Source organism: Streptomyces liliiviolaceus, assembly GCF_018070025.1.
GTDB classification, from domain to species: domain Bacteria; phylum Actinomycetota; class Actinomycetes; order Streptomycetales; family Streptomycetaceae; genus Streptomyces; species Streptomyces liliiviolaceus.
This window is the reverse complement of sequence record NZ_JAGPYQ010000001.1, coordinates 8,066,169-8,083,339: the sequence shown is the minus strand read 5'-3', so window position 1 is coordinate 8,083,339 and position 17,171 is coordinate 8,066,169. Positions and strand designations below refer to the sequence as shown.

Annotated in this window: 7 protein-coding genes; 6 read left to right on the top strand and 1 reads right to left on the bottom strand. The window is 69.7% G+C overall.

Going from position 1 to position 17,171, the window contains the following annotated elements; translation table 11 throughout:
* The first annotated feature begins 175 nt into the window (after positions 1–175).
* The 4 genes from J8N05_RS34235 to serA all read left to right on the top strand — a co-directional run bounded on the left by J8N05_RS34235 (position 176) and on the right by serA (position 5,674).
* Positions 176–2,032: an acetolactate synthase large subunit gene (locus J8N05_RS34235; RefSeq protein ID WP_210889613.1), complete on the top strand. Its 1,857-nt coding sequence runs from the start codon at positions 176–178 to the stop codon at positions 2,030–2,032.
* A 26-nt stretch (positions 2,033–2,058) separates the two neighbouring features.
* The gene (gene ilvN / locus J8N05_RS34230) at positions 2,059–2,586 is read left to right on the top strand and encodes an acetolactate synthase small subunit (RefSeq protein WP_189776235.1); all 528 of its coding nucleotides are present in this window, start codon (positions 2,059–2,061) and stop codon (positions 2,584–2,586) included.
* 176 nt (positions 2,587–2,762) lie between these two features.
* Positions 2,763–3,761, top strand: coding sequence for a ketol-acid reductoisomerase (gene ilvC, locus J8N05_RS34225; protein ID WP_107021903.1), 999 nt, complete (start codon positions 2,763–2,765; stop codon positions 3,759–3,761).
* Between the two features lie 323 nt (positions 3,762–4,084).
* The gene (gene serA, locus J8N05_RS34220) at positions 4,085–5,674 is read left to right on the top strand and encodes a phosphoglycerate dehydrogenase (RefSeq protein WP_210889611.1); all 1,590 of its coding nucleotides are present in this window, start codon (positions 4,085–4,087) and stop codon (positions 5,672–5,674) included.
* Between the two features lie 180 nt (positions 5,675–5,854).
* On the opposite strand, the gene J8N05_RS34215 is transcribed toward serA, so the two are convergent.
* Positions 5,855–7,429, bottom strand: coding sequence for an MFS transporter (locus J8N05_RS34215; RefSeq protein WP_210889609.1), 1,575 nt, complete (start codon positions 7,427–7,429; stop codon positions 5,855–5,857).
* A 97-nt stretch (positions 7,430–7,526) separates the two neighbouring features.
* On the opposite strand from J8N05_RS34215, the gene J8N05_RS34210 reads away from it, so the two are divergent.
* Both J8N05_RS34210 and J8N05_RS34205 read left to right on the top strand, forming a co-directional pair.
* Positions 7,527–8,147 (top strand): TetR/AcrR family transcriptional regulator, encoded by a 621-nt coding sequence (locus J8N05_RS34210; RefSeq protein WP_210889607.1) that lies wholly within the window; start codon positions 7,527–7,529, stop codon positions 8,145–8,147.
* A gap of 262 nt (positions 8,148–8,409) precedes the next feature.
* Complete coding sequence (locus J8N05_RS34205) at positions 8,410–17,163, top strand: SpvB/TcaC N-terminal domain-containing protein (RefSeq protein WP_210889605.1); 8,754 nt, start codon at positions 8,410–8,412, stop codon at positions 17,161–17,163.
* Positions 17,164–17,171 lie beyond the last annotated feature (8 nt).

The window sequence follows — 17,171 nt, the reverse complement described above, 5'->3', positions numbered from 1 at the left end:
GCGTCGGCTGAGCTGGGAAGCACCGGATCGATGACCCGGAAGTCCCCGCTACCGCACCCGACGCGCTCCCCTCGCCTGCCTCCCGGCACGAGGGGTTTTTTGTTGCACCAGTGACTGTCGATCAGTAACCGCACACCGCTCAAAACTCGCAAAAACCCTCAGCATCGAGAAGAGAATGCCGATGACCGAGCAGGCCACCGGGGCCCACCACCCGCAGCCGCGGCCCCGTTCCGGAGGACAACAGTCCGCCCCCGAGCAGGTGACGGGAGCGCAGTCCCTCGTCCGCTCCCTTGAGGAGGTCGGGGCCGACACGGTATTCGGCATTCCCGGCGGCACCATCCTCCCGGCGTACGACCCGCTGATGGACTCCAAGCGGGTGCGGCACGTGCTGGTCCGCCACGAGCAGGGCGCGGGCCACGCGGCCACCGGCTACGCGCAGGCCACCGGCAAGGTCGGGGTGTGCATGGCGACGTCCGGGCCGGGCGCCACCAACCTGGTCACGCCGATCGCGGACGCCCACATGGACTCCGTGCCGCTGGTCGCGATCACCGGGCAGGTCGTCTCCAAGGCGATCGGCACGGACGCCTTCCAGGAGGCGGACATCGTCGGCATCACCATGCCGATCACCAAGCACAGCTTCCTGGTCACCAAGGCGGAGGACATCCCCCAGGCGATCGCGCAGGCGTTCCACATCGCCTCCAGCGGCCGCCCGGGACCGGTCCTGGTCGACATCCCCAAGGACATCCTCCAGGCCAGGACCACCTTCTCCTGGCCGCCGGTCATGGACCTGCCCGGCTACCGCCCGGTGACCAAGCCGCACGCCAAGCAGATCCGCGAGGCGGCCCGGCTGATCACCCAGGCCAGGCGGCCCGTCCTCTACGTCGGCGGCGGCGTCATCAAGTCCGGTGCCACCGCCGAACTGAAGGTCCTCGCGGAACTCACCGGAGCGCCCGTCACCACCACCCTGATGGCGCTCGGCGCATTCCCCGACAGCCACCCGCTGCACGTGGGAATGCCGGGCATGCACGGTTCGGTCACCGCCGTCACCGCGCTGCAGAAGGCCGACCTGATCGTCGCCCTCGGAGCCCGCTTCGACGACCGCGTCACCGGCAAGCTGGACAGCTTCGCCCCGCACGCGAAGATCGTCCACGCCGACATCGACCCGGCCGAGATCGGCAAGAACCGCGCCGCCGACGTGCCGATCGTCGGAGACGCCCGCGAGGTCATCGCGGATCTGATCCAGGCCGTGCAGAAGGAGCACAGCGACGGTCACCCCGGCGACTACACCGCCTGGTGGAAGGACCTCGGCCGCTGGCGCGAGACCTACCCGCTGGGGTACGAGCAGCCCGACAACGGCTCGCTCTCCCCGCAGCAGGTCATCGAGCGCGTCGGCCAACTCGCCCCGCAGGGAACGATCTTCGCCGCGGGTGTGGGCCAGCACCAGATGTGGGCCGCGCACTACATCCAGTACGAGCAGCCCGCGACCTGGCTGAACTCCGGCGGCGCCGGGACCATGGGCTACGCGGTCCCGGCCGCGATGGGCGCCAAGGCCGGCGCACCGGACCGTACGGTCTGGGCGATCGACGGCGACGGCTGCTTCCAGATGACCAATCAGGAACTCACCACCTGCGCCCTGAACAACATCCCGATCAAGGTCGCCATCATCAACAACGGCGCCCTCGGGATGGTCCGCCAGTGGCAGACCCTCTTCTACAACCAGCGGTACTCCAACACCGTGCTGCACTCCGGTCCGGACGCCGACGGCAAGCAGCCGAGCGCCGGCACCCGCGTCCCCGACTTCGTGAAGCTGTCGGAGGCCATGGGCTGCTACGCGATCCGCTGCGAGTCGGCCGACGACCTGGACAAGGTCATCGAAGAGGCGAACTCGATCAACGACCGTCCCGTCGTGATCGACTTCATCGTCCACGAGGACGCCATGGTGTGGCCGATGGTCGCCGCCGGCACCTCGAACGACGAGATCCTGGCCGCCCGGGACGTCCGCCCCGACTTCGGCGACAACGAAGACGACTGAGAGCCGTAGGTAAAGGAAGCAGACCCATGTCCAAGCACACGCTCTCCGTCCTGGTGGAGAACAAGCCCGGTGTCCTCGCCCGGATCACCGCCCTGTTCTCCCGCCGCGGCTTCAACATCGACTCCCTCGCGGTCGGGGTCACCGAGCACCCCGACATCTCCCGCATCACCATCGTGGTGAACGTGATCGAGGCACTCCCGCTCGAACAGGTCACCAAGCAGCTCAACAAGCTCGTCAACGTGCTGAAGATCGTCGAGCTGGAACCCGGCGCGGCCGTTCAGCGCGAACTCGTTCTGGTGAAGGTGCGCGCCGACAACGAGACGCGTTCCCAGATCGTGGAGATCGTCCAGCTGTTCCGCGCCAAGACCGTCGACGTCTCCCCGGAGGCCGTCACCATCGAGGCCACCGGCGGCGCCGACAAGCTGGAGGCCATGCTCAAGATGCTGGAGCCGTTCGGCATCAAGGAGCTCGTCCAGTCCGGCACGATCGCCATCGGCCGCGGCTCCCGCTCGATCACCGACCGGTCGCTGCGGGCCCTGGAGCGGTCCGCGTAGGCCCCCGGGCCCCGCCGCGCGCGGAGCCTCGTAAAGCCTCGTAAGAGATTCGAGTACGACCGGAAACGGGCGGTCGGCCGTCGTCGGCCGCCCGCATTCCGAGACCCCGGAACTTCCCCCCATCCCTCCGGCATACGGTGGGACGCAACACCTGCACACCAAGGAGAGAACCCAAAGTGGCCGAGCTGTTCTACGACGCTGACGCCGACCTGTCCATCATCCAGGGCCGCAAGGTCGCGGTCATCGGTTACGGCAGTCAGGGCCACGCCCATGCGCTGTCGCTCCGTGACTCGGGCGTCGACGTCCGGGTCGGTCTGCACGAGGGCTCCAAGTCCAAGGCGAAGGCCGAGGAGCAGGGCCTGCGCGTGGTGACCCCCTCGGAGGCCGCCGCCGAGGCCGACGTCATCATGATCCTGGTCCCGGACCCGATCCAGGCCCAGGTCTACGAGGAGTCCATCAAGGACAACCTGAACGACGGCGACGCGCTGTTCTTCGGCCACGGCCTGAACATCCGCTTCGGCTTCATCAAGCCCCCGGCCGGCGTCGACGTCTGCATGGTCGCCCCCAAGGGCCCGGGCCACCTGGTCCGCCGCCAGTACGAGGAGGGCCGCGGCGTTCCGTGTATCGCGGCCGTCGAGCAGGACGCGACCGGCAACGGCTTCCCGCTGGCGCTCTCGTACGCGAAGGGCATCGGCGGCACCCGCGCCGGCGTCATCAAGACGACCTTCACCGAGGAGACCGAGACCGACCTGTTCGGTGAGCAGGCCGTCCTCTGCGGTGGTACGGCCGCGCTGGTCAAGGCGGGCTTCGAGACGCTGACCGAGGCCGGTTACCAGCCGGAGATCGCGTACTTCGAGTGCCTGCACGAGCTGAAGCTCATCGTCGACCTCATGTACGAGGGCGGCCTGGAGAAGATGCGCTGGTCGATCTCCGAGACCGCCGAGTGGGGCGACTACGTCACCGGCCCGCGGATCATCACGGACGCCACCAAGGCCGAGATGAAGAAGGTCCTCGCCGAGATCCAGGACGGCACCTTCGCCCAGGCGTGGATGGACGAGTACCACGGCGGTCTGAAGAAGTACAACGAGTACAAGACGGCTGACGCCGAGTCCCTGCTGGAGACCACCGGCAAGGAACTGCGCAAGCTGATGTCGTGGGTCAACGACGACGAGTGACTCCGTCGGTTCGGCCGTGGTACCGGGGTTGGGCCCCGGTACCGCGGCCGTAGCTGTATGTCCGAGGTGCCGTCACGGGGCTCTGCCCCGGACCCCGCTCCTCAATCGTCGGAGGGGCTAAATTGTGCGCGTGCTGGAGCATGCACGCTGATGTGCACGTGCGGGTGATCCTTCTGCGGAGGCGCGTGAACACGGCGCGTCGCCACTAGACTGCAGCACTACATACGCGTCGGGCCCACAGCGTCGTGCGTCTTCCACGCGGCAATCCTTCACCGCCTGCGGCCGTCGGGACGGCCGTCCGCAATGGACTTGTGAGGACACACGTGAGCTCGAAACCTGTCGTACTCATCGCTGAAGAGCTGTCGCCCGCGACGGTGGACGCACTGGGCCCGGACTTCGAGATCCGGCACTGCAACGGCGGCGACCGCGCCGAGTTGCTGCCCGCCATCGCCGATGTCGACGCGATCCTGATCCGCTCCGCGACGAAGGTCGATGCCGAGGCCGTCGCGGCCGCGAAGAAGCTGAAGGTCGTCGCACGAGCCGGCGTCGGCCTGGACAACGTCGACGTCTCCGCGGCCACCAAGGCCGGCGTGATGGTCGTCAACGCCCCCACCTCGAACATCGTGACCGCCGCCGAGCTGGCCTGCGGTCTGCTGCTGGCCACCGCCCGCCACATTCCGCAGGCCAACACGGCCCTGAAGAACGGCGAGTGGAAGCGCAGCAAGTACACGGGTGTCGAGCTCGCGGAGAAGACCCTCGGGGTCGTGGGCCTGGGCCGGATCGGCGCGCTCGTGGCCCAGCGGATGTCGGCGTTCGGCATGAAGGTCGTCGCCTACGACCCCTACGTGCAGCCCGCGCGGGCCGCGCAGATGGGTGTCAAGGTCCTGTCGCTGGACGAGCTGCTCGAAGTCTCCGACTTCATCACCGTCCACCTGCCCAAGACGCCCGAGACCCTGGGGCTGATCGGCGACGAGGCGCTGCACAAGGTCAAGCCGTCGGTGCGGATCGTCAACGCCGCGCGCGGCGGGATCGTCGACGAGGTCGCGCTGTACTCGGCGCTCAAGGAGGGCCGGGTCGCCGGCGCCGGCCTGGACGTGTACGCGAAGGAGCCCTGCACCGACTCCCCGCTCTTCGAGCTCGACCAGGTCGTGTGCACCCCGCACCTGGGCGCCTCCACGGACGAGGCGCAGGAGAAGGCCGGCATCGCCGTCGCCCGCTCGGTGCGTCTCGCGCTCGCCGGTGAGCTGGTGCCGGACGCGGTGAACGTCCAGGGCGGGGTCATCGCCGAGGACGTCAAGCCGGGTCTGCCGCTCGCGGAGAAGCTCGGCCGTATCTTCACCGCGCTCGCGGGCGAGGTCGCGGTGCGTCTCGACGTCGAGGTGTACGGGGAGATCACCCAGCACGATGTGAAGGTGCTGGAACTCTCCGCGCTCAAGGGCGTCTTCGAGGACGTCGTCGACGAGACGGTGTCCTATGTGAACGCTCCGCTGTTCGCGCAGGAGCGCGGTGTCGAGGTACGGCTGACCACCAGCTCGGAGTCCTCGGACCACCGCAACGTGGTCACCGTGCGCGGCACCCTCGGCGACGGCCAGGAGGTCTCGGTCTCCGGCACGCTGGCCGGTCCCAAGCACCACCAGAAGATCGTCGCCGTCGGCGAGTACGACGTGGACCTGGCACTCGCCGACCACATGGTCGTCCTCAACTACACCGACCGTCCGGGTGTCGTCGGCGCGCTCGGCCGGATTCTCGGTGAGGCGGGGATCAACATCGCCGGTATGCAGGTCGCCCGTGCGGACGTCGGTGGCGAGGCGCTTGCCGTTCTGACGGTGGACGACACGGTGCCGCAGCCGGTCCTGACGGAGCTGGCGGAGGAAATCGGCGCGACGCAGGCTCGCTCGGTCAACTTGGTCTGAGACCGGCCGACTTCACAGGGGGCTGCCGCCCCCGGGCCCCCGCCCCCGCATTTCGTCTGCGGCCCCGGTGGGGGCGGGCCCAAAGGATTGCGCAGTTCCCCGCGCCCCTAAAGACGTACGTCTTTAGGGGCGCGGGGAACTGCGCAATCCTTTCGGGGGTTCGGGGGCGGAGCCCCTGAGTCAGGGACGGGAATGGGTAGGGGCGGCGGGGGCGCAATCCCGGGTGCGGGTCCGTACCTCGCGCAGCGTCACCGACGCCAGCACCGCCGCGCCCAGCAGAAGCAGCACCCCCGCGACCGCAGCCGCCCGCATCCCACTCGTGAACGCCTCCCGCGCGGCGACGACGAGCGCGTCCCCCGCCCGCGAGGGCAGCAGCTGAGCCTCGGCAAGCGCCGCCCCCAGCGTCTCGCGCGCCCCCACCGGCGCGGCGGACGGCATCTCGTGCCGGTACACCCCCGTCCCGATCGACCCCAGCAGCGCCATCCCCAGCGCACCCCCGAACTCCGCCCCGGTCTCCAGTACCGAGGACGCGGTCCCCGCCTGCTGAGCCGGTACGGTGCCCAGCGCCAGGTCCATCATCTGGGACATCACGACGACGATCCCGGAGGCGATGACGCCCGCCGCCGCGAGCACCAGCCACATCGAGTCCGTACCGGCGACGGTGAGCATCCCGTAGCCGCAGGCGGCGAGGACGAAGCCGCCGGCGACGACGGACGCCCGGTTCACCCCCCGCTGGACGAGCCGCGCGGCGACCGGAGCGGCCACCCCGACCAGCACCGTGGGCAGCAGCGCCCACAGCGCGGCCTCCATGGGGCTCTTGCCGAGCACCGACTGGAGGTACTGCGTGGTGAAGTACGCCGAGCCCAGCATGGCGAACGACGACAGCAGGTTCAGTACGACCGCGGGCGTGAAGCCCCGCCCGCGGAAGAGCGCGGGCGGCAGCATCGGTGACGCGGCGGTCCGCTGGCGGTGGACGAACAGCGCGGCGAAGAGCAGGCCGACGGTCACCGAGACGACGTAACGGACGTTCCAGCCCTGCGACGGGATCTCCTTGATGCCGTAGATCACCGGCAGTACGGCGGCCATGGACAGCGGCACGCTCAGCAGGTCGAAGCGGCCGGGTGACGGGTTCCTGGACTCCGGGAGCAGGAACGGGCCGAGGACCAGCAGCAGCGCCATCGCGGGCAGGTTCACCAGGAACACCGAGCCCCACCAGAAGTGCTCGACGAGGACGCCGCTCATCACCGAGCCGAGCGCGACACCGCCCGTCATCACCGCGGACCACAGCCCGATCGCCCTGGAGCGCTGGTCCGGGTCCGTGAAGAGCGTGCGGACCATCGCCAGGGTGGACGGCATCAGGGTCGCGCCGCCGATGCCGAGCACCGCGCGGGCCGCGATCAACGTCTCCGCGCTGTTCGCGTACGCGGCGACCAGTGAGGCGGCTCCGAAGGCGGCGGCGCCGATCAGGAGGAGCTTGCGGCGGCCGATGCGGTCACCGACCGCGCCCATCGTCATCAGCAGCCCGGCGAGCACGAAGGCGTACATGTCGAAGATCCACAGCTGCTGGGTGCCGCTCGGCTCCAGGTCCGCGCTGATCTGGGGGATCGCGAAGTAGAGGACCGAGACGTCCATGGACACCAGGAGCAGCGGCAGCATCAGGACGCCGAGCGCGGTCCATTCGCGGCGGCCGGCCCGGGGTCCGGACGGGGGCGCGGCCTCGGTGATCGGGCTCGGAGGGTGCGGCGGATTCGTCATGCCCTGGACTGTACGGGTGTATTAAACGCTCGTCTAGTACGTCTGTGTAATACGTGCGTCTGGGACGGTTGTCTGTCGCGGAGGTAGGGTGACCGGCATGGGACACCGTGAGGATCTGCTCGAAGGCGCCAAGCGCTGCCTGCTGGAGAAGGGCTTCGCGCGGACCACCGCGCGCGACATCGTCAAGGAGTCGGGGACGAATCTGGCGTCGATCGGCTACCACTACGGGTCGAAGGACACGCTGCTCGCGGAGGCCTACATCTCCATCGTCGAGGGGGTCTCCGACGACTTCGACGGTGCGGAGGAGCGGCAGCGGGCGGCCGATTCGGAGCCGGGTTCGCTGGAGCGGTTCCACGAGGTCTGGAAGAACGTCATCGCGACCATGCGCACACCCGGCTCGCCCTGGCGTCTCAGCATGGAGATCGTGGCCATGGGCGACAAGCTGCCCGGGGTGCGCGCCCATCTCGCGAAGGCTCAGCGCGAAGGTGCGCGCGGCATCATCCCGATGCTGATGGGCGGCCTGGAGGAGGACGTGTCCGAGGGGGACGTCGACACCCTGGGCAAGTTCTACATGACCCTGATGATGGGGCTCATCGCGCAGTGGACCTTCGACCCCGGGACCGCGACCGACGCCGATGAGCTCACCGCGGGCCTGCGGAAGGTCGTCGAGGCGGCGGGCGGGAAGGCGCCGGGGTCGATGGGGGAGCCGGCCTCCTGAGGGTCCGCCCGTCCTCCGCCCTCCACGGTGGCCGTGCCCGGGCACGGGTGTGCGGCCCCTCCCTTGGCCAGAACCCGCCGATACGGCGGCGAATTTTCGGCTGGTGACGTGTACACGTCGACCCGACTATGTGGTTCACGTGTGTTCGGTGTGTGTTTTCTGTGCGTGAGTGGCCTGCTGGTACCCGCTGTGACACCCACCGGATCTTTCCGGAACAGCGCAACCTGCCGAATTAGCCGCTGCTGAAGGGTCGGGCCGCATCATGGCCGGTCGGGTGTGGGGACGTAGACGTTTTCTTCCGCTGTTACTGGGGTTCGCCCTGCTCGTGTCGCTGCTGTCCGGCAGCGTATGGCGGGCCGGCGAACCAGTACCCGCGGCCAGTGTGCAGCCCCTGGGCGGCTGCGTACCGGGGTCGGAGGCATCGGCGAAGGGGCCGATCGCCGCGGAATCCGCCCCGGTGACCAAGGAGTGGGTCGTCCCGGGCACCGGGGTGACCAAACGCGTCGAACGCGACGGCGCCGAAGTGGCGCTCGCGCCGGAGGCGGTGGACCGGCCGACGGAGATCGGCGTCCAGCCGCTGACCGAGAGCAGCATGCCGAGCCTCGGCTCCGGCATGGACAACATGACCGAGGGCCCGAGCGGATTCCGGTTCACGCCGACCCCGCACACCTTCGAGGCCGACATCACGGTGACCCTGCCGTACGACCCCGACGCGGTGAAGACGGCCGGGCTCACGCCGAACGACGTACGGACCTTCTACTACGACGAGGCCGCCGACTGCTGGCAGCCGCTGGAGCGGCTCGCGGTCGACGAGGACAAGCAGGTCGTCGTCTCGCGCACGTCCCACTTCACCGACATGGTCAACGCCACCGTCACCGCGCCCGAGGGCCCCGAGCAGGTCAGCCACGACCCGAACCGGATCAAGGGCATCCAGGCCGCCGACCCCGGCTCCGGTGTCCGGCAGATCGCCGCCCCCGCCGCCAACAGCCAGGGCGACGCCCGGCTCTCGTACCCGCTGGAGCTGCCGGCCGGGCGCGGGGGAGTGGCGCCCGCCCTCTCCATCGGCTACTCCTCCGCCTCCGCCGACGGCTGGCTGGGCAGCGGCTGGGAACTCACGACGCCGTCGGTCTCCATCGACACCCGCTGGGGCGTGCCGCGCTACGACACGGCCGAGGAGACCGAGACGTACGTACTGGGCGGCGAACAGCTCACCCCGGTCGCGCACCGCACCGCGCCGCAGCCGCGCAGCGAGGGCGACAAGGTCTTCCACACCCGTGTCGAGGGCGGCTTCGCCCGCATCGTCCGCACCGGCGACTCGCCGAAGACGTACGGCTGGGAGGTGACCGACAAGTCCGGGACGCGCCATGTCTACGGCGGTGAGGGCGCCGTCCTCAGGGACGACGAGGGCAGCATCTTCTCCTGGGCGCTGCGCGAGGTGCGAGACCCGCACGGCAACACCGTGCGCTACAGCTACACGCCCGTCGAGGACGCGGGCGTGACGGGCGGGACCGTCGCGGGACGCGAGCTGTACGTCAAGAAGATCGCCTACAGCGGGCACGGCGACACCGACGGCCCCTACACGGTGACCTTCGTCCGCGACCGTGAGCTGGGCGAGCCGCGCCGCGCCGACGTGTCCATCGACGCGCGCGGCGGCTTCAAGCGCGTGACCGCCGACCTGCTGCGCCGGATCGAGGTGCGGTTCCACGACGAGCCGGTGCGCGGCTACGAACTCGCCTACCGCGAGGGCGCGTTCCACAAGACGCTGCTGAAGTCGGTCGCGCAGCTCGACGCCGACGGCAAGGTCTTCACCGAGCACGCGTTCTCCTACTACGACGACATCCGCGACGCCGACGGCGCGTACGGCGCGTTCGCGAAGGTCGACTGGTCCTCGCCCGACGACAACGTGCGCAACGGCCGGGTGAACGGCGTGCGTCCGGGCGCCGGTGAGGCGGGCGCGCTCAACGGCAACACCTCCACCGGCGCGGGCGGCCACCTGTACGTCGGCTTCGGCTCGAACCGTTCCAAGAGCGGCTCCGCCGGTGTGAAGGCGGGCTTCAACCGCTCCACCGACGAGGGGCTGCTCGCCCTCCTCGACGTGGACGGCGACAACCTGCCGGACAAGGTGTTCGAGCGCGGCGACGGCTACGTCTTCCGCAAGAACCTCTCCCGCCCGGGCGGTGAGCCGAGGTTCGCCGCCGCCACGACGGCCCTGCACAACCTGCCGGGCATCTTCCGCGAGTCCACCAGCAGCCGCACCGCCGGCATCGAGAGCTATCTGGCGGGCGCCCAGCAACTGGACCACATCAGCACCGTCTCCACCACGCAGCGCTACTTCGCCGACGTCAACGCCGACGGAGTGGTGGACCTCGTCAACGGCTCGGCCGTGGTGTTCGGTCGGGTCGGCGCCGACGGCGAGGTGACCTACGGCTCGGCCGCGGACACCCCCGCGCCGATCGGCACCGGCACGGTCGACGCGGCGGGCACCCTGCCCGACCTGACCGCCGAGCGCGAACGCCGGATCGCCTCCTTCCCGCTGGTCGACTCGGTACGCCGGTGGACCGCGCCCTACGACGGCACGGTGGCCGTCACCGGCACCGTGACCCTGGAGGAAGTGGCCGGGGAACTCCCCGAGTTCGCCGACCCCGACGGCGTCCGGGTGGCCGTCCAGCACGAGAACCGGGAGCTGTGGTCGGCCCGCATACAGGAGGACGACCGCACCCCGCGCACCCCCGAGGGCGTCGACGCGATCGAGGTGGAGCAGGGCGACCAGCTGTACTTCCGGGTCGGCTCGGTCTTCGACGGCGCCGCCGACCAGGTCGCCTGGGACCCGTCGGTCACGTACACAGGGTTCGAGGCGAGAGATGCCAACGGCCTGCCCCTGCACTCCTACAAGGCGTCCGAGGACTTCACCCTCACCGGGCGCGCCGGAAGCGTCGAGGCACCGGCGGCGGGCACCCTGCGCCTGACCGGTGATCTGAGGAAGACGGCGGCCACCACCGACGACCTCACCGTCCTGATCACCCGGGACGGCGATCCCGTGGTGGAGCGGACCGTCGGCGCGGCCGAGACCGGCACCTTCGACGTCGGCGACTCCGTCACCGTCACCAAGGGGCAGCGGCTGACCTGGCGGATCGAGACCGATTCCCCGATCGACCTCACCGCACTCCAATGGGCGCCGCAGGCCGAGTACACCGAGGCCGAAGGCGTGGAGGGCGAGGCGGAGTTCAGCCCGCCGTACGACATCGACACCTACACCACCCGTGGAGAGCCGCAGCGCCCGTACACCGCCCCCGGCGGCACGTTCACCGTCACCCCGCGGATCGAGGGCGGCTCGGGCACCGCCGTGTTCACGGTGAAGAAGCGTGGCGCGCTGCTCGCGAAGGAGACCGTGCGACCGGGCGGTGAGCCGCCGTCGGTGCGGGTCGACGCGGAGGCGGGCGAGGCCCTGTACTTCGACGTCACCGGCTCCGGCGTCACCTCCGCGCAGGTGACCGTGGGCGAGGACACCGTCGCCGCCACCGTGCACACCCGCGCCACCGAGGGCGTGTTCGCCCGTCCGTACCGTGGCTGGGCCGCCGTCGGCTACAACGGCAACGGCGACCGCGCCGAGCAGCCCGTCCGGCAGGCCGACCTGACCGGCGAGTCCATCCCCGAGCGGCTGCCCGACGACGTGGACCCGGCCGCCGAGCGCGAGGAGTTCGAGCGGGACCCGCGGATCGCCCCGCCGGACGTGGTGCCGTTCACCCCCGACCGCCAGGACGGCCGCTGGACCTCCGGTGACGTCTGGGTGGCCGCGGACGAGGCGGCCGGTTCGCGCTACGGCGGACAGACCATCGGCCTGCCCACCGCCGAATCGCTCGCCTCCGTGCAGGCCGTGCCCCGGATCTCGGAGTCCGAGCAGATCTCCCTGACCGGCTCGGTCGGCGGTGGCGTGGGAACCGTCGGCGGCAGCGTCGCCTTCGGCACCTCGCAGGGCGTCCTCGACTACCTCGACATGAACGGCGACAGCTACCCCGACGTCGTCGGCTCCGCCGGTGTGCAGTACACCGAACCGACCGGCGTGCTCGGCGACACCAAGGGCGACGTCCCCGGCGGCGCGGTGCGCGAGTCGGACAACGTCACCGGCAACGCCAACGCGGGCAGCCCCGCCCGCACCCTCGCCACCGGCCGCGGCCACGCCGCCCCGCCCGCCACGGGCACCGCCAACACCGCCACGTCCGGCAACGACATGCCGCCGCTGGGCGTCGGCGGCAACCTCGGCAGCGGAAAGTCCGACGGCCGCTTCGACCTGCTGGACATCAACGGCGACCAGCTTCCCGACCGTGTCCACGAGGACGGCCGTGCCGCCCTCAACCTCGGCTACCGCTTCGCCGCCCCCGAACCCTGGCCCGGCGGGAAGATCAACGAGGGCAGCAGCTCCAGCTCGGGCCTCAACATCGGCTTCGAGACCGACTTCTACGGCTTCGGCGGCGGCGCCTCCTTCGACCAGACCACGTCGTCCACCAAGAACTCCCTGGTCGACGTGAACGGCGACGGCCGCGCCGACCGCGTCCTCGCGGGCGAGCCCATCAGGGTCGCCCTCAACACCGGCTCCGGCTTCGCCGACCCCGTGCCCTTCAAGGGCAGCCTGGACGGGATCAACAAGGACTCCAACGCCAAGCTCGGCGGCGGCGCCTACTTCACCATCCCCTTCTGCACGCTGTTCGTGACCGGCTGCGTCATCACCAACCCGGGCGCGAGCGTCTCCACCGGTGCCTCGCGCGCCGAGCAGATGCTGCGGGACATCGACGGCGACGGGCTCGCCGACCACCTCGCCTCCACGAAGGACAGCGAGCTGACCGTCGCCGCCAACCGCACGGGCCGCACCAACCTCCTCAAGTCCGTGTCCCGGCCGCTGGGTTCGCGCATCGACCTCGACTACACGCGCGACGGCAACACCTACGACCAGCCCGCCACGCGCTGGCTGCTGAGCGGCGTGAAGATCCACGACGGCCTGTCCGGCGACGGCCCCGACACCCGGTCGACGGCCTTCACCTACCGGGACGGCGCGTACGACCGCCTGGAGCGCGAGTTCCGCGGCTACGGCACCGTCACCACCACCGAGGACGGGCAGCGCACCTCCACCACCGAGTACGACACCCGCGGCCACTACACGCGCGGCCTGGTCGCACGCCAGACGGTGGCGGACAGCTCGGGCGCCCTGTTCACCGAGACGGTCAACACCTACGACCTGCGGGACATCACCACCGGCGAGCCCGCCGACGGCCGCTCGACCCGCGCCACCCTCTTCCCGCACCTCACGAAAACGGAGTCACGCTGGTACGAGGGCGGGGCCGAGGCCGGCAAGAGCACGTCGAGCGAGGCGTCGTACGACGCCTTCGGAAACACGACGAGGACGATCGACCACGGCGAACCTGGCGCCGCCGACGATGTGGAGACGAGAACCCGGTACACCGAGTGCGCCGACACCCACATCGTCGGTGTCGCCCGTGCGGTGGAGGTGTACGGCGGCGGCAAGAAGATGCGGTCGAGCGAGTCGGAGGTGGACTGCGCCACCGGTGACACCACCCGCCACACCGCGAGGCTGGGCCACGGCAAGGACGCGGTCACCGACGTGGAGTACAACGACACCGGCACGCTGAAGTCGGTGCAGTCGCCGGAGAACCACCGGGGCCAGCGCTCCCGGCTGACCTACGAGTACGACGACCCCACCGGCACCTACGTGACGGCGACGAAGGACAGCTTCGGCTACCGCTCGACGACGGAGCACGACCTCAGGTTCGGGGTGCCGACCGAGTCGACGGACATCAACGGACAGCGGGTCACCACCACGTACGACCAGGTCGGCCGGGTGACCTCGGTGACAGGACCGCACGACCACAAGGCCGGTCGCCCGACCGTCGCCTTCGAGTACCACCCCGGGGCGACCGTCCCCTACGCGGTCACCCGCCACCTCGACCGCGACTCGCTCGGCAAGGTCAAGGACGACACGATCGACACCGTCACCTTCGTCGACGGCCTCGGCCGCGTCGTCCAGACGAAGAAGGACGCGGAGGTCGCGGGCAAGGACGTGATGACGGTCTCCGGCCGCACCGTCCTCGACGTGCTGGGCCGGGCGGTGAAGCAGTACTACCCGGTCACCGAACCGAAGGGCGCCGCGAACACGGCCTACAACCCGGCCGTCGACACGGTCCGCCCGACCACCTTCACCTACGACGTCACGGACCGCCCGCTGCGCACGGAGCTGCCGGACGGGACGGTCTCCTCCGTGGAGTACGGCTTCGGGGAGGACCGGGCCGGCCGGACGCAGTTCGAGACGGTGGCGACCGACGCGAAGGACAACCGGACCCGCGCCTACGCGGACGTACGACAGCAGAAGACCGCTGTACGGGAACCGGGCGCGAAGACGGACGACGCGCAGATCTGGACGTCGTACGAGTACGACGCCCTGGGCCAGTTGACGAAGGTCAGGGACAACAAGGACAACACGACGAAGAGCGAGTACGACGACCTCGGCCGCCGCACGGTCGTCGACTCCCCGGACGCGGGCCGCACCACGACGGTCCACGACCCGGCGGGCAACATGATCCGCACGATCACGGCGAACCTGTCCAAGAAGGACAAGGCGATCGAGTACAAGTACGACTTCGGCCGTCTGGAGGAAGTCAAGTACCCGGTCTTCAAGGACAACAACGTCCGCTACACGTACGGCGATCCGGGTGCCAAGCACAACGCCGCCGGCCGGGTGACGAAGATCGAGGACGCCGCGGGAGCGGTGCTGCGGGAGTACGGTCCCCTCGGTGAGGTCGTCGAGGAGACCCGCACATTGCCGGGCCCTCTCCACACGACCAGCGTCTTCACCACGGGCTACCGCTACGACAGTTTCGGCAGGGTCCTGTCGCTGACGTACCCCGACGGCGAGGAACTGCAGTACACCTACGACAGCGGTGGCCAGGTCACCGCGGCGACCGGCACCAAGAAGCACTACAGCTACGACTACCTGAAGTCGCTCGACTACGACAAGTTCGGCCAGCGGACCCGAGTCGAGCTGGGCAACGGCACGGCGACGTCCTACGCGTACGACGCGGAGGACCGCCGCCTCGCGACGCTGAACTCGACGCTGCCGAAGGGCGAGTCGTTCCAGAAGCTGGACTACACGTACGACGCGGTGGGCAACCTCAGCCGTCAGGAGAACGCGCCCGAACCTGTCGGAGGCGGCTCGGAGCCGGGCGGCCCGACGGTCCAGAAGTACGAGTACGACAACCTGTACCGCCTGACGAAGGCGACCGGCTCGTACGACTTCGCGAAGAACAAGACCGACACGTACACGATGTCGACCACGTACGACACGATCCACAACAGCACGGGCAAGGCCCAGAAGCACGCGATCGTTCTGGGCGGCGACCACGAGTTCGTACAGAAGGACACGACTTACACCAACGGCTACGCGTACAAGGGCGCGAGCCCGCACGCCGCCTCACGGGTGGGCTCGGAGTCACTGTCGTACGACGCCAACGGCAACCAGGTCGACAGCGAGTCCGACACCTTCGGCCACCCGCGCCGCCAGCAGGTCTGGGACGAGGCCAACCGTCTCGCGTGTGTCCTGGACGTGTGGAAGTTCGAGACGGTGGACCAGGAACCGTCGTCGTGCGACAAGCTGCCGACGGTCCGCTTCACGTACGACGCGGACGGCGAGCGGGTCGTCAAGGACGGCGCGCAGACGAACCTCTACCCGAACCAGAACTACTCGACGCGCGGCCTTCAGGAGTTCAAGCACGTCTTCGTCGGCACGACACGCATCGCGACGAAGACGTCGAAGCCCCTCGGGCTCTACGAGAAGGACCAGTTCTACTACCACGGCGACCACCAGGGCTCGACGTCGTTCGGTACCGACGAGAAGGGCCGGATCGCGGAACACCTCGACTACTTCCCGTCGGGCGAGGTCTGGGTCGACGAGAACAAGGGGGCGGACAACCCGTACCGGTTCACCGGCAAGGAACTGGACGAGGAGACGGGCTACACGTACCACGGAGCCCGGTACTACAACCCGAGGTCCGGGACCTGGCAATCGCCGGATCCCGCGCTCGGCGGCTATCTCGGCGGGTCACCGAACGGCGGTGTGTACACCCCCGCGAACCTCTCCTCGTACGCCTACGGCAAGAACAACCCGGCCAACTACACCGACCCGACGGGTGGCTCCTGGGCCCGTACCGCGGCGGTCCAGACGGCCGGCGTCTTCGTCGGCGTCGGCGAGGCCGCCTGGGAGACCGCCACCGGCCTGTGGAACATGGGCGCCGCCGGAGTCGGTTGTGCCAGAGCCCCCGGTGCCTGCGGCGCCAAGCTGTCGGCCATGGGATCCGCCGCGGCCTCCGCCGTGTACCAGGATCCGCTCGGCTCCGCGTCCGCCGTCGGCTCCGCCGTCCTGCACGGCGTGTGGGACCCCATCGCCGACGACTGGGCACAGGGCAACTACGGAGAGGCTGTCGGCCGCGGCACCGTCGCCGCCGCGGAAGTCGTCTTCGGCGCCAAGGGCCTCAGCAAGGTCAGCAAGATCGGCAGCCCCAAATCTGCGGTCATGAACTCCGGGCCGGGACCGGACTCCTTCACCTGGTCGGGCACCGGGGTGCGGTATTCGGCCACCGCGACCGCCATCGGCGACGACGCGAACACGGTGCAGAACTTCGTGCGCTCCACCGGAAAGTTCGGCCACGACGTGATCGTCCACGGTGACGAGGCGGGCAACATTCGGGTGGGCGGGCATGTCACCAACGCACGGCAGATCGCCCAGCTCGTCCGGGAGAACCCGCACTACGCCGGCGGGCCCATCCAGTTGGTCATGTGCCACGGGGCCTGCCGGGCGGCCAAACAACTGCGGGTTCTGCTGGGAACCGACGTCAGGAACGCCAGTCGATTCCCGGTGGACCTCAACCCGCGTACCGGGCAGGTGCGTGAGTGGGCCGACGGACCGTTCGAGCCGTCCCGGCCGGTGAGCAATAATCTGCCCTTCGGAGAGTGAAGCGTGGC

Excerpts from the sequence above, each read along its gene's own strand:
- J8N05_RS34235 (WP_210889613.1), top strand. The coding sequence starts at position 176 with ATGCCGATGACCGAGCAGGCCACCGGGGCCCACCACCCGCAGCCGCGG.
- ilvN (WP_189776235.1), top strand. The coding sequence starts at position 2,059 with ATGTCCAAGCACACGCTCTCCGTCCTGGTGGAGAACAAGCCCGGTGTC.
- J8N05_RS34215 (WP_210889609.1), bottom strand. The coding sequence starts at position 7,429 with ATGACGAATCCGCCGCACCCTCCGAGCCCGATCACCGAGGCCGCGCCC.
- J8N05_RS34210 (WP_210889607.1), top strand. The coding sequence starts at position 7,527 with ATGGGACACCGTGAGGATCTGCTCGAAGGCGCCAAGCGCTGCCTGCTG.
- J8N05_RS34205 (WP_210889605.1), top strand. The coding sequence starts at position 8,410 with ATGGCCGGTCGGGTGTGGGGACGTAGACGTTTTCTTCCGCTGTTACTG.